Origin of the sequence: Saccharopolyspora taberi (genome assembly GCF_039534165.1) — a bacterium.
GTDB lineage: Bacteria > Actinomycetota > Actinomycetes > Mycobacteriales > Pseudonocardiaceae > Saccharopolyspora_D > Saccharopolyspora_D taberi.
Window position 1 is genome coordinate 127,891 of sequence record NZ_BAAAUX010000023.1, and the last position, 15,636, is coordinate 143,526.

The following is a 15,636-nucleotide window of genomic DNA, read 5'->3' on the forward strand; positions in this document are numbered from 1 at the left end:
CCTGCGCCGGGACGATCACCGGCGCCGCAGCAGATCGCGCAGCGAGTGCACGAGCACCTTGTCGGCGTCCAGCCAGTCCAGTTCGACCAGTTCACCGGCGTCGATCCAGCGCACCTCGTGGTGCTCGACGGCCCTCGGCGCCGCTTCGGGATCGACCAGTCGCGCGGCGTGGATCCGCAGCAGCATCCCGTTGTCGAGGGGAACATCCGTCCCGATCCGCCCGGTAGGCGTCACCTCGACGTCGAGTTCTTCCGCGCATTCCCGCACAACCGCGTCCTGTTCGCTCTCCCCCGGTTCGACCCGGCCGCCCGGGAGTTCCCAGCGCCCCGCGTCCCGGGCCGGGTAGCGGCGCTGCTGCGCGAGCATCCGTCCCTTGTGGACTATCGCGGTGCCGACGACGACCTTCCGCTCCGCCCAGGACTCGGCCACCTCCCGGACGGCCGCCAACCGCTGGTCCTGCGCCGCCAGGATCCAGCGCCGGACCAGCGCAGTGTCGGCGATGCGCCCCAAGCTCCCGAACGGCGTCCGCCAGCGCACCTCGTCGGTGACCAGCGTGCGCCCGCCGGAAGCGGTGAGCGTTGACTCGTGGCGGAGTTCCCGGAACGGGCCGGAAACCAGGACCGAGCTGAACACGTCGGGCTCGGCGCGCACGATGCGCGTCCGGATCGTCAGCGGCACACCGAGCGCGGGAACCCGGAACGCGAGCTCGTCCCCGGGTACCAGCAGCTGAGCCGGATCCGTGAGCGCGCGGGCGCGAACTCCGATGCCCGCCAACCCGGTTTCCGCGGTTCGGGTGTGGCGCAGCGCCGCACCCGCGGTCGCCAGTGGCGCGTTGATCAACCCGGTACTTCGCAATGCCGACACGTGCGCACATCCTGCCTGACGGCGCCGCGCACCGGCCGCCTAACCACCGGAATCGCGCCGCGCAGCGGGTAGCAGCGGGCCGGCCAGCGGCCACCGCACCTCGATCCGGGCACCTCCCTCCGGCGACTCCGCCGCCCGGACGCCACCGCCCCTGCGGCGGACGGCCTCGGCCACCAGCGCCAACCCGAGCCCGCTGCCGCCACTGCTGCGGGCCCGGTCCGGCTCGACCCGGTGGAAGCGGTCGAACACCCGGGGGCGGTGCTCGGCCGGTATTCCCGGGCCGTCGTCGTCGACGACCAGGCGCACCGAGTCGTGCGCGGGCAGCACCGCGACCCGCACCAGCGCCCGGGCGTACCGCAGGGCGTTGGAGATCAGGTTGTCCAGGACGGTGGCGGCTTCGGCCGGGCTGGCCTGGATCACGACCGCGGTGGTCGGGGTGTCGAGCTGGACCCGTGGTCGCGCGCCGCGCATGTTCGCCCGGTCCACTGCGGCCCGAGCCGCCGCGGCGAGGTCGACCGGGCGGGGCGGTGGTCGGGTGCCCCGCTCCGCGCGGGCGAGCGCGAGCAGGCCGTCCACCAGGTCCGACAGGCGGCGGGCCTCGTCGGCGATCTCCTGCAACGTCTCCTGCGCCAGCTCGGGGTCCGGGTGCACGACGGCGACCTCGGCCTGCGCGCGGATCGCGGTGACCGGGTTGCGCAGCTCGTGCGCGGCGTCGCCGGTGAACCGGCGCAGCCAGTCGGTGTCCGCGTCGCGGCGCGCCAGCATCGCGTTGATGGCTTCGGCGAGGGAACGCAGCTCGTCCTCGGCCTCCGGCACGGGCAGCCGCTCGCCCTCGGGCAACGTGCTCGCCGCCAGCCGCATCCGCTCCACCGGCCGCAGCGACCGCCGCACGACCAGCCAGGTGGCCAGCCCGATCGACCCGGTCGCCAGCAGCGAACCGAATCCCAGGACGTGGCCGGCGGTGCGGAGGGTGTCGGCGTAGCCGACCAGCGGAGTGCCCGCCAGCACCAGCAGCGGCGCGCCGTCGGGGGCGGGCACGACCGCACCGACCCAGCGGCGCCACTCCCGGTGCTCGGTCTGCTCGATGACGCCTGCCCCGGACTTGAGGTCGTTGACCTGCCGGCTCTCCAGTTCGAGCCGGGGCCGCCCGTCCAGCGGGGCGCCCGTCGTGTCCAGCACCCGGACGTCGGTGGTCGCGAGCGCCTCCGCCGGAACGCCTGCGCTGAGCTCACCGGTGGTGACAGCGGCCCTGCGGCGCAGGTCGGTGTCGACGGAGTCCAGCAGCAGCCATCCGACGAAGCCCGTGCTGACCTGCGCGATCACGCCCAGCGCGCAAAGCGCGACGCAGGTGGCCACGGCGCTGGTGCGGAACTGGATCGTGCGGCGGGCCCACCAGGACCGCAGCCGCCGGAGCAACCTGGTCACGTCGCACCGTCACCGACCCGGTAGCCGTGCCCGCGCACGGTCTGCACGAGATGACCGGCGCCGACGGCGGCCAGCTTCCGGCGCAGGTAACCGACGTAGACCTCGACGACGTTGCGGGTGACGAACTGGTCCTCGCCCCACACCGTGCGCAGCAGGTCCTCTTTGGACACGACGGCCCCCGGATGCCCGGCCAGCGCGACCAGCAGCCCGTACTCCCGGGGGGAAAGCGCGACTTCGGCACCGGCCCAGCGCACCTCGCGGTTGCCGCGGTCGATCTGCAGCTCGCCGATGCGCAGCTCGCCGCGGACCGCCGTCTCCCCGCGCCGCAGCAGCGCCCGGACCTGGGCCACCAGCACCAGGAACGAGAACGGCTTGACGATGTAGCCGTCCGCGCCGAGGTCGAGGCCGTCGGCCTGGTCGACCTCGCCGTCCTTGGCCGACAGCAGCAGCACCGGGGTCGCGACGTCGTCGGCGCGCAGGCGTTCCAGCACCCGGTAGCCGGACAGGCCCGGCAGCATGATGTCGAGGACGATCACGTCGAAGGCGCCCGTGGCCGCCAGCCGCAGCGCCTCGTTGCCGTCCGCCGCGACGGTCACCTCCATCCCCTCGGCGGACAGCCCTCGGCGCAGCGCTGAGCGGACTCCGGGCTCGTCATCGACCACCAGTACCTGCGGTGCCATGGATTCAGAATGCCGAGAACGGCCGACATCGCGCACCTCTGCTTGAGAGGCTTCTCAGGCGCAGCTCCGGTCTCAGTGGGTTCTCAGGCACCGCGGGTCACTCTTGGTGTCAAGCGCACCGGACAGGTTCGGATCAGGAGGAGCTATGAAACGCACTCAGATCGCCGCCACGGCGGGGATCGCCGCAGGGGTCGTCGGCCTCACCGCACTCGCGTTGCCAACCGGAGCGGGCGCCGACCCGGTGCTCCCGCCGGTCGCGCCGGAAGCCCTGGTGGAGTCGGTGCTCACGGCCACCCCTCCGGCGCTGGCCGGCACGGTCGAGGTGGACAACGAGCTCGGGCTGCCGGCGGTGCCGGGCGCACCGGAGATCTCCCAGGGCGACGCGTCGTTCCAGGTCTGGGCCGACGGGCAGGGCAGGCACCGGGTCTCGATCCCGTCCCCGGCGGGCGAGACCACGGTCGTCAACGACGGCGCGACGGTGTGGAAGTGGAACGCGGAGAAGCGCCAGGTCGTCAAGGCCCCGCACCACGAGCAGCAGCCGCGGCACGAGGCGACCGACCCGGCCGCGCTGTCCCGCCAGCTCGTCGACACCCTGCGCCGGAGCAGCGACGTCACCGTCGACGGGACCGCGAGCGTGGCGGGCCGCGACGCCTACGAACTTGTCCTCACGCCGAAGCCGACCGAGCGCACAGTCCTGCGCGAGGTGCGGATCGCGGTGGACTCGGAGAAGCGGATTCCGCTGGCCGTCACCGTCAACACCAACGGTTCTGACAACCCCGCGCTTCGGGTGGGCTTCTCGAACCTGGACCTGTCGCAGCCGGACGCCGCGCTGTTCCAGTTCACCGCCCCACCAGGTGCGCAGGTCGAGGAGGCGAAGCCAGGGCCGGAGCACAAGGCCGACCACCCGCAGCCGACCTTCGTGGGCGACGGTTGGGACACCGTGGTCCGGACGGCACTGCCTGCCGGTGACGACAAGGACGCCGCTGATCCGGTCGCCGTGGTCAAGCAGATCGGCAAGCCGGTCAACGGGCCGTGGGGACAGGGCTGGATCGTCACCACCAAGGCCGGGTCCGCGCTGGTCACCGCCGACGGCCAGGTCCTGGCCGGCGCGGTGCCGGAGCAGGTGCTGACCGAAGCGCTCGGGAACCGGTGATGACGGGAGTCGTCGAATCCGTCGGGGCGGAGATCTCCGCCCCGACGGGCGGCCTCGCGGCGCGCACGACGGGCCTGCGCAAGGTTTACGGCTCGACGGTCGCGGTCGCCGGTGTCGACCTCGAAGTCCCGCGCGGAGCGGTGGTCGGGGTGCTCGGGCCGAACGGCTCGGGCAAGACCACCACGATCCGGATGCTGCTCGGGCTGACCCAGCCCACGGCGGGTTCGGTCGAAGTGCTCGGGCACGAGATGCCCACGCACGGTGACCGGGTGCTGCCGAGGGTGGGTGCGCTGGTCGAGGGACCCGGGTTCCACCCGTTCCTGTCCGGGCGCGAGAACCTGCTGCGGTGCGCGGCGATGGAACCGGCGCTGGACTCCGGGGAAATCCGGTCGGCGGTCGGCGACGCGCTGGAGCGGGTCGGGCTCGCCGGGGCCGCGCACCGCCGGTACCGCGGCTACTCGCTGGGCATGAAGCAGCGGCTCGGCCTCGCGGCGGCGCTGCTGGTTGCGCGCGACCTGGTCGTGCTCGACGAACCGACCAACGGCCTGGATCCCGCCGGGACCAGGGAGATCCGCCGGATCATCGCCGATCTGCACAAGGTCGGGACGACGGTCCTGGTCTCCTCGCACCTGCTGTCGGAGGTGGAGGCGACGTGCACGCACGTCGCGGTGATGCACCAGGGCTCGCTCGTCGCCCAGGGCGATCTGGCGACGTTGCTGGAGTCCGGCGGGCCGCACCTGCTGGTGTCGACGGCGGACGTCGAGGGTGGGCTGCACGCGTTGCGGGACAACGGGATCCCAGCACGCGAGGAGGACGGCGTGCTCCGGGTCGAGCTGACCGAGGTGGATCCGCCCGAGGTCATCGCGACGCTGGTGCACGCCGGAGTCGGAGTGCACGAGGCGCGGCGCGGTCGCGCCGGGCTGGAGGACCTGTTCGCTCGGTTGACGGAGGAACCATGAGCGACCATCCCGCACCGCACACGCCCCACGGCACCGAAGCGGAGTCCGCTGTGGACACAATGCATCCCCGCGCGACCGGAGGTCTTGCGCAACCGAAGGTCCTCAGTCCGCGCCGGTACTGCCATCGGTGGCGCACTGGCGTCAGCACACCAGCCGAGGTCGCAACGCACCGACCCGTCAAGGAGGAAACATGACGACGGCCGTCGCGGCACGCACGACCGCTCCGCTGGGGCGAGTGCTGCTGGCCGAACTGCGGTGGGTGCTGCGCCGTCCCCGCAACCTGGCATCGCTGGCGGTACTGGCGCTGATGCCGGTGCTGATCGGCATCGCCGTGGTCCTGACCGGCGGCCCGGACGGGGGCGACGGGCCACCGGCGCTGGCCACGGTGGCTGGCAACGGGCTGGTGCTCCCGGTGGCGACGCTGGTGCTCGCGCAGTCGATGCTGCTTCCGCTGGTCGTCAGCATGACCGCGGCGGACGCGCTCGCCGGTGAGTCCGCGCACGGAACCCTGCGCGGGTTGGTGATGGCACCGATCAGCCGGACCCGGCTGGTCGGCGTCAAGGCCGTGGGCGTGCTGGTCATGACCGTGCTGTCGGTGGTCGTGATCGGTGTCAGCGGGGTGCTCACCGGCCTGGTGATCGTCGGCGGCGGTGACCTGGTCACGATGTCGGGGACGACGCTGCCGATGGGCTCCGGGCTGGGGCGGGTCGCGCTCGCGGTCGGCTGGTCGGTGGTGCAGATGGCGGCGGTCGGAGCGATCGCGCTGGCCATCTCGTCGTTCACCGACCACCCGCTGATGGTCATGGTCACCACCATGGGCGCGCTGATCGTGTTCGGCGTGCTCGGGGCGCTGCCCGCCCTGGATTGGCTGCACCCGCTGCTGATCACGAAGGGATGGGCGTCGGTGATGGAGGTCCTCCGGGACCCGATCGCGACCGGCCCGCTCGTGGACGGCCTGCTCCGCGCGGGCTGCTACGTGGTGATCGGGGTTTCCGCAGCGGTGTTCCGGATGTCATCGAAGGACGTGTGAGCCGGTGGCCGACGCGGTCCGATCTACCGGCGCTGCCCGGAACACCTAGATCGTGTCTGTTGTGTCGCGACCCGCAGCTGCTCGCCCGGGTCGAGGGCTGCCGGTCGTGGCCCACAAGGGCTACGTACCGGCTGAACCGACCGCCACCTCGCCGAGCGAGACGCCCGGCTCCTGCGACCGTCCTACCGCAACCGCGCCCCGCACCCCGCCCAGCACCTGCTCAAACCGATCCTCACGGTGACCTGCGCGATCCGGCACCACCGCGCCACCGGCCAGCCCATCACCCGCTCCCCGACCACCTACGACCACTGATCAATCAGGACTTGATCGTCTAGATTGAGCCGGTGGATTTCGAGGTGGATGACTCGCCGGAGCGGATCGACCGCGACGTCGTGTGGGAGTTCGTGTCGACCGACGCGTACTGGTCCCGCTGGCGCACCCGCTCGGACGTGGAGCGCCAGCTGGACCACGCCTGGCGCGTCGTCGGCGCGTACGAGAAGCCGAGCGGCCGGATGATCGGCTTCGCCCGCGCGTTCTCCGACGGCGTGGCCAGCGCCTACCTCGCCGACGTGTTCACCGTCGCCGCCGCACGAGGCCAGGGCGTCGGCAAGGCCCTGGTCCGCGCGATGGTCGAGGAAGGCCCGGGCGCCAAGTTCCGCTGGATGCTGCACACCGAAGACGCCCACGGCCTCTACGAGTCCTTCGGCTTCGCCCCGCCGGACCGGACGTACCTCGAACGCCCGTCCCGCTTCACCACCTGACCCCCACGACGGCGACGCCGTCCGGCTCCAGCGCCAGCCGCACCACGTCTCCAACGCTCGGCGCACCGGCCGTCCCGGCCACCGCCTCCACACGCCCGACCTCCGGCGCCTCCGGCACCGTGACGGCCAGCCGCACGTGATCGTGCCGATGCACCCGCTCCGCAACGACGCCGATCACCGGCTTCGCCCAGCCGGCGGCAGCTCCGCGATGACCGTCGCCCTCCGGCACCGCACCACCCGAACCACCTCGGCCACCCGAACCACCTTGGTCACCCGGGGCACTTGGGTTACCCAGGCCACCTCGGCCACCCGGAGCACCTCGATCTCCCGGGGCACCTCGGGCACCCGGAGCACCCTGGTCGCCCAGAGCACCTTGGCCGCCCAGGCCACCTCGGTCGCCTGGGGCACCCTGGTCGCCCGGAGCCGCTCCTCTGCCCGAAAACTCCCCGGCATCCGGAACCGGCTCGCGATCCGAGATCACCCCGTGGCCTGAAGCAGCCCGGACATCCGGAACCGGCTTGCCGTTCAGCCCCGCTCCATCCAAAACCGCCTCGGCGTCCAAGACCGCCCCAGCATCCGAGGCCACCCCACGATCCGAGGCCACCCCACGATCCGAAGCTGCCTCACGATCCGAAGCTGCCCCACGATCCGAAGCTGCCCCACAATCCGAGGCCGACGCACGATCCGGAGCCGCCCCAGCATCCGGAGCCGCCCCAGCATCCAAGACCGCCCCGGCATCCGAAGCCGCGCCGCCGCCGGAAACCGCACGACCACCCAGGGCCGCACCATCCGCAGCCACCTCGACCGGGCCCATCTCGACCGGGACCACCTCACCGCCAAAACCACCCCCACCACCCGGCACCACCCCAAAACCAGCCCCGGCCCGCACGCCTGCGGCGCGCAGCCCGAGCCGCGCCTCCCCATCCGGCGCCCCCACAGCGACCTCCCCCAGCGCGCAGCTCGCGACTCCGTCGCTCACCCGCGCGGGCAGGAACGTGGTGCAGCCCAGGAACGCCGCGACTTCGTCGTCGGCGGGGTGGCTCCAGAGCGCCTCCGGCGTGTCGACCTGGAGCACGCTGCCGCGTGACATGACCGCGACGCGGTCGGCGAGGGTGAACGCCTCGTCGTGGTCGTGGGTGACGACGATGGCCGTCGCGTCGTCGCGGGCGAGCAGGGACGCCAAATCGACCGCCAGCTGCTCGCGCAGCATCCTGTCCAATGCGGACAGTGGCTCGTCGAGCAGCAGCAACCGCGGTTCCGCCGCGAGCGCGCGGGCCAGTGCGACGCGCTGGGCCTCACCTCCGGACAGCTCCGTCACGCGGCGGCGCTCGTAGCCCGCGAGGCCGACCAGTTCGAGCAGTTCCGCCACTCGTTCCGCGCGCCGGGCTCGGCCGGTGGAGCGCATGCGCAGGCCGAACTCCACATTGCCCGCGACGTCCCGGTGTGGGAACAGCTGGCCGTCCTGGAAGACCATGCCGAAGCCGCGGCGGTGCACCGGGACCCGGGCCAGGTCTGCGCCGTCCCAGTGCACGCTGCCCGCCGACGGGCGTTCGAGGCCCGCGATCGCGCGCAGCAGCGTCGACTTGCCGCAGCCCGAAGGGCCCAGCAGGGCCAGCACTTCACCATCGGCCAACTCGATGTCCACATCGGACACCGCGGGCTGCGATCCGTACCGGACCGACAGGCCGCTGACGTTCAGGCTCATCAGAACTCCCCGACGGATTCGGCCCGGCCCCGCACCCGCTCGATGAGGACCACCGCCGCGATGGTGACGATCATCAGCAGGGCGCAGGCCGCGTAGGCCATCTGGCTGTTCAGCTCTCCCGGCCGGGAGACCAGCCTGCCGATCGCGACCGGCAGGGTGGGCGCGTCCGGGCGCGCCAGGAAGCTGGTGGCGCCGAACTCGCCGAGTGCCACCACGAAACCGAATCCCGCCGCTGCCACCACGGCTCGGGCCGCCAGCGGCACGTCGATCTCCCACCGCACCCGCCACGGGCTCGCGCCGAGCGTGGCGGCGGCCTGCCGCAGGCGGGCGTCGATCGCGCGCAGCACCGGCAGCACCATCCGGATCACCAGCGGTGTCACCACCAGCGCCTGCGCAAAGGGCACCAGCAACGGGGACGTGCGCAGGTCGCCCGGCAGCACGTCAAGCGTGATCAGGTAGCCGAACCCGACCGTCACCGCCGACACCCCCAGCGGCAGCATCAGCACCGTGTCGAGCAGTTCGGCCGTGGTCCGCCGCTGCACGCTGATCAGCACGAACGAGGCGAGCAGGCCGATCAGCAACGCCAGCCAGGTCGCGTCGACCGCGGTGCGGACCGAGTTCAGGGCGGCGTCGATGCCCGACACCTGCAGGGTGCCGCGCTCCCCCGTCCCCGCCAGCGCGCGGTAGCCCGCGAGGCTCCATCCGTCCCTTGTGGACACCGAGCGGACGAGCAGGCCGATGATCGGCGTGAGCAGTCCGGCGACCACCGCCGCGGCCAGGCCCACGACCCACCACTCCCCGCCCTGCGGTCGGCGGGCCGTCTCCTCCGCCTTCCGCAGCCGCAGGGCGGTTTCGCGGCGACGGCGGGACACCGCCGCGATCACCAGCGCCGCGACCACCGCCGCCAGTTGCAGCAGCGACAGCGCCGCCGCTCCCGGGAGGTCGAGCAACTGCACGGTGCGCAGGTAGATCTCGGTTTCCAATGTCCGGAAGTCCCCGCCGCCCAGGACGAGCACGACGCCGAAACTCGTCGAGCAGAACAGGAAAACCACCGCCAGCGCCGAACCCAGCGCGGGCAGCAGCGCAGGCAGCGTCACCGACGTGAACGCGCGCAACCGCGACGCTCCCAGCGAACGCGCGGTGTCCTCGACCCGGCGGTCCAGATGCGTCCAGAGGCCGCCGACCGTGCGGGCCACGACGGCGACGTTGAAGAACGCGTTGGCCAGCACGATCCCGGCCACGCTGACCCCGTCCGCACCACCGAACAGCGCGCGGAACGCCATGCCCACCACGAGCGTCGGCAGCACGAACGGCACCATGACCATCGCGCGCAGCACCATCTTGCCCGGAATCGTCAGCCGCGCCAGCACATACGCCAGCGGCATGCCGAGCACCAGCGCGACCACCGTGGAGGCGGCGGCCTGCCCGAGCGTGAAGGCGACCAGCCGCCAGGTGGCCGGATCGCCCAGCACACCGGCGATCCCGCCACCAACGCCCATCCCGACGATCACCGCGACCGGCCAGGCGAAGAACAGGCCGAGGAACCCGAGCACCAGCGCGGCGGCGGCACCGACGGCCGCGCGGTGCCCGCTGCCGACGCTCAGCCCCGCACCACCGAGCGCCACTGCTCCACCCAACGGTCGCGGTTCTGCTGGACCTGCTCGGCAGGCAGTTCGGCGGGCCGCTCCGGCAGCGGCGCGCTGGTCTGCCAACCCGGCGGGAGCGGCACGTCGCGCACCGAGGGGTAGACGTACATCGTGTCCGCGACCTGCGCCTGGAACTCGGGCGACAGCAGGAAGTCGACCACCTTCCCCGCGGCCTCCGGGTCCTTCGCGCCGGTCAGCACGCCGGCGTACTCGACCTGGCGGTAGCAGGTGTCCAGCAGTGCCTTCGTGCGCGAGGTCCCGTCCGGGTTCGTCTCGGCCGCGGGCGAGGAGGCGTAGGACAGCACGATCGGCCGCGGCCCCCTGCCGGCCGAACCGGAGAAGTCCTGGTTGTACGCCTCCTCCCAGCCGGAGGAGACCTTGACGCCGTTGGCGGTCAGCTGCCGCCAGTAGTCCTGCCAGCCGTTCTCGCCGAACGCGGCGACGGTGTCGAGCAGGAACGCCAGCCCCGGCGAGGACGTGGCCGGATCCGGCACGGCGAACAGGTCCTTGTAGCGCGGGTCGGTCAGGTCGCGCAGCGTCGTCGGCTCCGGGAGGCCGTGCTGGGCGAACCAGCCGGTGTCGATGTTGACGCAGACGTCGGCGACGTCGACCGCGGTCAGCCGGTTCTCCGGTTCCAGCGCGTAGCGCTCGGGGCCCTGGCCCGCGTTCGGCGGCCGGTGCGGCTGGAGCACGCCCTCGCGCAGGGCGCGGGAGGCGAACGTCGAATCGATTCCGTAGGTGACGTCGCCGATCGGGTTCGCCCTGGTCAGCGCCAGCTTGTTGGTGAGCTCGCCCGCGTCACCGCTGTTGACGACCTGGAGCGTGATGCCGGTCGACTCCTTGAACTTCGCCAGCAGGCCCTCGTCCGCGACGAACGAGTCGTGCGCGACGAGCGTGACGGTGCGGGCGCCCTGCCCGGCACCCTGCGTTCCGGCCAGCGAGCACCCGGCGGTCAGCACGGCCAGCGCGGTCGCTCCGGCGAGCTGCAGCAAACGGTTCAACGATCCTCCCGATGTCCTGCCACGCAGCCGGCACCGAGGGGCCTCCCTGCGCCGGCATGACCCGGTTCAGGTTCGACGGTCGAGGGGCTCGCCCCCTCCTCTCAGCCCAGCGTGCTGGACTCCCGTGGCCCCGGAAGTGTACGTCAGGGGGACGCTCGCGCCGGGCGCGGCGAGGGCCCACCATGTGGGCATGACCGAACTTCTCACCGACACCCAGGTGTCCGAGGCGCTCCAGCACCTGCCGGAGTGGCAGCAGGACGGCCCGAAGCTGACCAGGACCATCGAGTTCGCCAGCTTTCCGCAGGCCATCCAGGCCGTGAACCGGATCGCCGAGATCGCCGAGAGCGAGAACCACCACCCCGACATGGACATCCGCTGGCGGAAGGTGACCTTCTGGTGCATCACCCACTCCGAGGGCGGCATCACCCAGAACGACGTCTCGCTGGCGCAGGAGATCGACTCGGTCGCCGACGCCTTCGCCAACGCCTGAGCAACCGGGCGGAACCGTCGCCGGCGGTTCCGCTCCTCAGGCCCCGAGCAGCTCGGCGATCTCGAAGGCGCAGCCCCAGGAGAGGCTGACCCCGCAGCCGGAGTGGCCGTAGTCGTGGATGATGCGCGCCCCGGCGAAGTCCTCCACCTCCAGCCGGACCGAGTCCCGGCCCGGGCGCAGGCCGATCAGCTCGTCGACGACCTCCGCACCGGCGAGCGCGGGCTCGATCTCGGCGCAGCGCCGCAGGATGCCCTCGCTCACCGTGCGCGACGGGACCAGGTTCCAGTCCTGCTCCACGGCGACCCCACCGAGGATGACGCGGTCACCGTGCGGCATGTACCCGGCGAACTCGCTGTTGGTGGTCAGCTCGATGAAGTACTCGTCGATCCCGGGGTTGGCCACGACCACGTGCTGCCCGCGCACCGGGTGCACCGCCGGATCGCCGACCAGCTCCCGGGCGCCGACGCCCGTGCAGTTGACCACCAGCGGCGAGTCCGCGGCGGCTTCGGCCAGGGTCGGGACCGGGCTCACCGCGATCTCGCCCCCGGCCGCCCGGAACCGGTCGACCAGGTAGTCGAGGTAGGCGGGCATGTCGATCAGCGGGACGGTCGCCCGGTAGCCGCTGACGAACCCCTCCGGGAGCTCGTCGGGCCGGCATCGGCGCAGGTCGGGGATGAGCCGAGCCTCCGGCGGCACGGCGTCGCCGAGGTCGAAGCGGGCCGCCATCCGGCCGGACGCGAGGTGGACCCCGGAACCGCTGTCGCGGGCGAGTTCGGTGAACTCGGCGTGCGAGAGGGTGCCCCAGTACAGGACGCGGTCGGCGGGCCGCAGCATCGCCGGGCCCCACATCGCACCCGCCACTGCCGAAGTCGTGTCCCGAGGCCGGTCAGCGGTCCGGATCCGGACCCGCAGCCCCGCCTCGGCGAGCACCACCCCGGCGGTCAGCCCCTGCACTCCGGCGCCGATCACCAGCACGGACTCTCCGGTCACCCGTCCCACGCTAACAGCCCGGACGGGGTGAAGGTGCCGCCGAGCTCCGGCGCCAGCCCTGCCCGCGCGCGGGCCCGGAACCCCTCCGGGTCGGCCGCGGCCTCGGGGAGCGCACCCAGCAGCGGCGCGCCGGTCACCGCGGGCAGGTCGACCAGGTTGCAGCGGGAGGCCAGGTCCGGCTCGTCCGGCCAGCTCCCGACGACCACGCCCGCGCACTCCACGCCCCGGCTGCGCAGCGCCTCCGCCGTCAGCGCAGCGGCGTTGAGCGTGCCCAGACCGGCGTGCGCGACGACCAGCACCGGCGCCGAGAGCAGGGCCGCCACGTCCGCGAGCGTGCCGCCGGCGTCGTCGTAGTGCACGAGCAGTCCTCCCGCGCCTTCCACCAGGACCAGGTCGTGGTCCCGGTCGAGTTCGAGCGCCGCGGCCGCGACCTCGGCCGGTCGCACCGGAGGAAGGCCCGACCGGCGCGCGGCCGTGGCGGGCGCGAGCGGTTCCGGGTATCTGGCGAGCTCGACCGCGGTGATCGGTCCCGCGAGCCGCTCGACCTCCGCGACGTCACCGGGTTCGCCCTCGGCGACGCCGGTTTGCGCCGGTTTGAGCACCGCGACGCGGCCGGGCTCCAGCGCGGCGATCGCGGCGGTGACGACGGTCTTGCCGACCTCGGTTCCGGTGCCGGTCACGACCAGGACGGACATCGAGCCTCCTCAGCGGTGGTGCTCCGCGCGAGGTCGTCGGTGCCGGTGGGCGGCATGGTCGCGGAACCGTACCGCGATCGTGCCGGATCGGGGGCCGGAGGCGCAGTCCCCCACCGGACAAGATCGGCCGCCGGGCATTGTGCACATCGGACAGTGCTCGGGCGGGGAACGCCCCACCTAGGGGTCGCCTGGGCCCCGAGGATGACGATCGGCGAGACCTGGAGCTGATCCGCCGGCACCACCCGCGCTCCTACCTTTTCCCTTGTGAGAAGGAGGAATTCGATGCATCTGCTAGCGGGAGCCATCGCGGCGTCGCTGATCGCGGCTCCGGTCGCGTCGGCCGCCGGGACCGAGGTGATCGGCGGTGGCGAGGCGACCGAGCCCTACGAGTTCATGGCGGCCACCTCGCTCGACGGCGAGTTCCGCTGCGGCGGCTCGCTGATCGCTCCGGACTGGGTGGTCTCGGCCGCGCACTGCTTCGCGCAGAAGGCGCCGGACGGCTCGATCGTGCCGATCCCGACCGACGGGCTGGCCGCGCGCGTCGGCAGCCACGACCGCACCGCGGGCGGCAGCGAGGCCCGGATCAGCGAGATCGTGCTGCACCCGGGCTTCAGCGTGCAGGGCGGTGACATCGCCCTGCTCCGGCTCGACCACCCGGTGCCGCAGCGGCCGATCGGGATCGCCGACGCGTCCGGGCCCGCGGGCACCGCAACCCGCGTCCTCGGCTGGGGGCGGACGAACGAGGAATCCGGCGAACTGCCGGTGCGGCTGCGGGAGCTCGACACCCGGATCGTGCCCGACGACCGGTGCGGAACGTTGTCCGATCCGCACCGGAACATCTGCACCGAGGGCGTCGTCCCCGGCACGAACGCCTGCGACGGCGACTCCGGTGGCCCGCAGTTGCAGGGCAGGCCCGGCGAGTGGGAGCTGATCGGCGCCACCGGCGGTCCGGCCGACGGCGACGGGAAGTGCGGGACCGGCTACGGCCGCTGGTCCGACCTGCCGCAGGCCCGCGACTGGATCACCGCGACGACCGGCTGACGACCTCGTGCAGCGCGGTCAGGACCGCCTTGCGGCGCGGGTCGATCCCGCCGGAGTCGCGCAGCTCGTTCATCACGTACGACACGCCGACGCGCGCGCTGGGCCAGGCGGCGTGTCCGGAACCGCCGGCTCCGCCGTGGCCGAAGACGTCGTCCGGCGGGCCCAGCGGCTGGGCGGAGCTCTGGAGCCGGTAGCCGAGGCCGTAGGCGAGGTCGTCGCCGGTGGTCGGGTCGATCCCGCGCGCGAGCGGGGACCGGGCGAGGTCGATCGTCTCCGGCTTGAGCAGCTGGACACCGTCCAGCGTTCCGCCGAGCGCGAGGCAGCCGTAGAGGCGCGCGATCGAGCGGGCGGTGCCGAGCGCGTTGACCGCGGGAAGCTCGGCCCGGTGCGCGCGGGCGGTGTTCCAGAAGATCGGGCCTTCGGCGAACAGCGGCGGATTCGCCCAGACCCGGCGGTCGAAGTCGCGTTCCGGCGCCGCCTGCACCAGGCCCGGCGCGTAGCTGAACTCCGACGCCCGGTGCTCGTGCTCGGGTGGCAGCCCGATCCACACGTCGAGGTCCAGCGGGGTGGCGATCTCGTCGTGGAAGAAGGAGCCCGCGGTGCGGCCGTCGACGCGGCGGATCAGCTCGCCGACGAGCGTGCCGAAGGTCAGCGGGTGGTAGACGACCGCGTCGGTCTGCCGCGACGAGTCCGCGAGCCGGGCGGCGAGACCGGCCTGGTCGAGCAGGTCCTCGTGGGTGGTGGCGTCGGGGTAGGCGGGCAGCCCGCCGCGGTGCGACAGCACCTCGGCGACGGTCACGTCCTGCTTGCCCCGCGCGGCGAACTCCGGCCAGTAGCGGGCGACCGGGGCGTCCAGCTCGATCGCGCCGCGCTCGACCAGCACCAGCAGCGCGGTGGCCACCAGGCCCTTGGTGCCGGAGAAGATCATCTGGAGGGTGTCGTGCCGCCACGGGCGGCCGGGAGCCGCCGATCCGCCCCACAGGTCCAGGACGGTCCGGCCGTCCTGGACCACGGCCAGCGCCGCCCCGACCTCCCCGCGTTCGCCGAAGTTGGCCTCGAAGGCTTCGGCGACCGGCTCGAACCCCGCCGCGACGTGCTGCTGCATCTGCTCCCCCGGCTCGTGGTGAACGGATCACGACAATACGCGGCGACGCCCGCTAGACTCTGACATTGATGTCAACCTTGCCTGAGCCGGA

The 15,636-nt window shown here is 72.9% G+C and carries 14 protein-coding genes, 2 pseudogenes and 1 riboswitch; of the genes and pseudogenes, 7 read left to right on the plus strand and 9 right to left on the minus strand.

From position 1 onward, the window contains the following. Positions 1-15 precede the first annotated feature (15 nt). From ABD691_RS27040 to ABD691_RS27050, 3 genes are read right to left on the minus strand one after another with little or no spacing between them, the layout of a single operon-like run. The gene (locus ABD691_RS27040; RefSeq protein WP_344684417.1) at positions 16-864 is read right to left on the minus strand and encodes an NUDIX domain-containing protein; all 849 of its coding nucleotides are present in this window, start codon (positions 862-864) and stop codon (positions 16-18) included. Positions 865-903: 39 nt separating this feature from the next. Beyond that, on the minus strand, positions 904-2,289 hold the full coding sequence (locus tag ABD691_RS27045; RefSeq protein WP_344684419.1) for a sensor histidine kinase: 1,386 nt from the start codon (positions 2,287-2,289) through the stop codon (positions 904-906). Then, entirely contained in the window at positions 2,286-2,969 is a 684-nt protein-coding gene (locus ABD691_RS27050) for a response regulator transcription factor (protein WP_344684421.1), read from the minus strand. Before ABD691_RS27050 ends, ABD691_RS27045 begins: the two co-directional genes overlap by 4 nt. 145 nt (positions 2,970-3,114) lie before the next feature. On the opposite strand from ABD691_RS27050, the gene ABD691_RS27055 reads away from it, so the two are divergent. From ABD691_RS27055 to ABD691_RS27070, 5 genes and pseudogenes are all read left to right on the plus strand, one after another. Further along, entirely contained in the window at positions 3,115-4,122 is a 1,008-nt protein-coding gene (locus tag ABD691_RS27055; protein WP_344684423.1) for a LolA family protein, read from the plus strand. Beyond that, the gene (locus ABD691_RS27060) at positions 4,122-5,081 is read left to right on the plus strand and encodes an ABC transporter ATP-binding protein (RefSeq protein ID WP_344684425.1); all 960 of its coding nucleotides are present in this window, start codon (positions 4,122-4,124) and stop codon (positions 5,079-5,081) included. Before ABD691_RS27055 ends, ABD691_RS27060 begins: the two co-directional genes overlap by 1 nt. 190 nt (positions 5,082-5,271) lie before the next feature. Next, positions 5,272-6,111 carry an ABC transporter permease gene (locus tag ABD691_RS27065; RefSeq protein ID WP_344684427.1) on the plus strand — a complete coding sequence of 280 codons (840 nt, stop codon included), beginning with the start codon at positions 5,272-5,274 and terminating at the stop codon, positions 6,109-6,111. Positions 6,112-6,205: 94 nt separating this feature from the next. Next, positions 6,206-6,423 (plus strand): annotated as a pseudogene (locus ABD691_RS33795) (IS982 family transposase); the annotation flags it as partial. 32 nt (positions 6,424-6,455) lie between these two features. Next, the gene (locus ABD691_RS27070; RefSeq protein WP_344684429.1) at positions 6,456-6,872 is read left to right on the plus strand and encodes a GNAT family N-acetyltransferase; all 417 of its coding nucleotides are present in this window, start codon (positions 6,456-6,458) and stop codon (positions 6,870-6,872) included. A gap of 874 nt (positions 6,873-7,746) precedes the next feature. Here ABD691_RS27070 and ABD691_RS27075 read toward each other — a convergent pair. The 3 genes and pseudogenes from ABD691_RS27075 to ABD691_RS27085 all read right to left on the minus strand — a co-directional run. Next, a pseudogene (locus ABD691_RS27075) lies at positions 7,747-8,577 on the minus strand (ABC transporter ATP-binding protein); the annotation flags it as partial. Continuing rightward, positions 8,577-10,202, minus strand: coding sequence for an ABC transporter permease (locus ABD691_RS27080; RefSeq protein ID WP_425565167.1), 1,626 nt, complete (start codon positions 10,200-10,202; stop codon positions 8,577-8,579). The gene ABD691_RS27080 and the pseudogene ABD691_RS27075, both read right to left, overlap by 1 nt. Continuing rightward, the gene (locus ABD691_RS27085; RefSeq protein WP_344684430.1) at positions 10,178-11,224 is read right to left on the minus strand and encodes a thiamine ABC transporter substrate-binding protein; all 1,047 of its coding nucleotides are present in this window, start codon (positions 11,222-11,224) and stop codon (positions 10,178-10,180) included. The genes ABD691_RS27080 and ABD691_RS27085 overlap by 25 nt, the downstream gene beginning before the upstream one ends. Before the next feature lie 26 nt (positions 11,225-11,250). Further along, a riboswitch (TPP riboswitch) is annotated at positions 11,251-11,360 on the minus strand. Between the two features lie 54 nt (positions 11,361-11,414). On the opposite strand from ABD691_RS27085, the gene ABD691_RS27090 reads away from it, so the two are divergent. After that, positions 11,415-11,714 (plus strand): 4a-hydroxytetrahydrobiopterin dehydratase, encoded by a 300-nt coding sequence (locus tag ABD691_RS27090; RefSeq protein WP_344684432.1) that lies wholly within the window; start codon positions 11,415-11,417, stop codon positions 11,712-11,714. Between the two features lie 36 nt (positions 11,715-11,750). Here ABD691_RS27090 and ABD691_RS27095 read toward each other — a convergent pair whose 3' ends face one another. Further along, a complete protein-coding gene (locus ABD691_RS27095; RefSeq protein ID WP_344684434.1) occupies positions 11,751-12,704 on the minus strand; it encodes an FAD-dependent oxidoreductase in 954 nt (317 codons plus the stop codon). Next, positions 12,701-13,399, minus strand: a complete 699-nt coding sequence (bioD, locus tag ABD691_RS27100; protein ID WP_344684435.1) for a dethiobiotin synthase — start codon at positions 13,397-13,399, stop codon at positions 12,701-12,703. Before bioD ends, ABD691_RS27095 begins: the two co-directional genes overlap by 4 nt. 282 nt (positions 13,400-13,681) lie before the next feature. On the opposite strand from bioD, the gene ABD691_RS27105 reads away from it, so the two are divergent. Then, positions 13,682-14,440, plus strand: a complete 759-nt coding sequence (locus ABD691_RS27105) for a S1 family peptidase (protein ID WP_344684436.1) — start codon at positions 13,682-13,684, stop codon at positions 14,438-14,440. On the opposite strand, the gene ABD691_RS27110 is transcribed toward ABD691_RS27105, so the two are convergent. Beyond that, on the minus strand, positions 14,421-15,545 hold the full coding sequence (locus tag ABD691_RS27110; protein ID WP_344684437.1) for a serine hydrolase domain-containing protein: 1,125 nt from the start codon (positions 15,543-15,545) through the stop codon (positions 14,421-14,423). The genes ABD691_RS27105 and ABD691_RS27110 overlap by 20 nt on opposite strands. Between the last annotated feature and the right edge of the window lie 91 nt (positions 15,546-15,636).

Coding starts and splice junctions, on each gene's coding strand:
- ABD691_RS27050 (WP_344684421.1), bottom strand. CDS start 2,969: ATGGCACCGCAGGTACTGGTGGTCGATGACGAGCCCGGAGTCCGCTCA.
- ABD691_RS27055 (WP_344684423.1), top strand. CDS start 3,115: ATGAAACGCACTCAGATCGCCGCCACGGCGGGGATCGCCGCAGGGGTC.
- ABD691_RS27060 (WP_344684425.1), top strand. CDS start 4,122: ATGACGGGAGTCGTCGAATCCGTCGGGGCGGAGATCTCCGCCCCGACG.
- ABD691_RS27065 (WP_344684427.1), top strand. CDS start 5,272: ATGACGACGGCCGTCGCGGCACGCACGACCGCTCCGCTGGGGCGAGTG.
- ABD691_RS27090 (WP_344684432.1), top strand. CDS start 11,415: ATGACCGAACTTCTCACCGACACCCAGGTGTCCGAGGCGCTCCAGCAC.
- bioD (WP_344684435.1), bottom strand. CDS start 13,399: ATGTCCGTCCTGGTCGTGACCGGCACCGGAACCGAGGTCGGCAAGACC.
- ABD691_RS27105 (WP_344684436.1), top strand. CDS start 13,682: ATGCATCTGCTAGCGGGAGCCATCGCGGCGTCGCTGATCGCGGCTCCG.
- ABD691_RS27110 (WP_344684437.1), bottom strand. CDS start 15,545: ATGCAGCAGCACGTCGCGGCGGGGTTCGAGCCGGTCGCCGAAGCCTTC.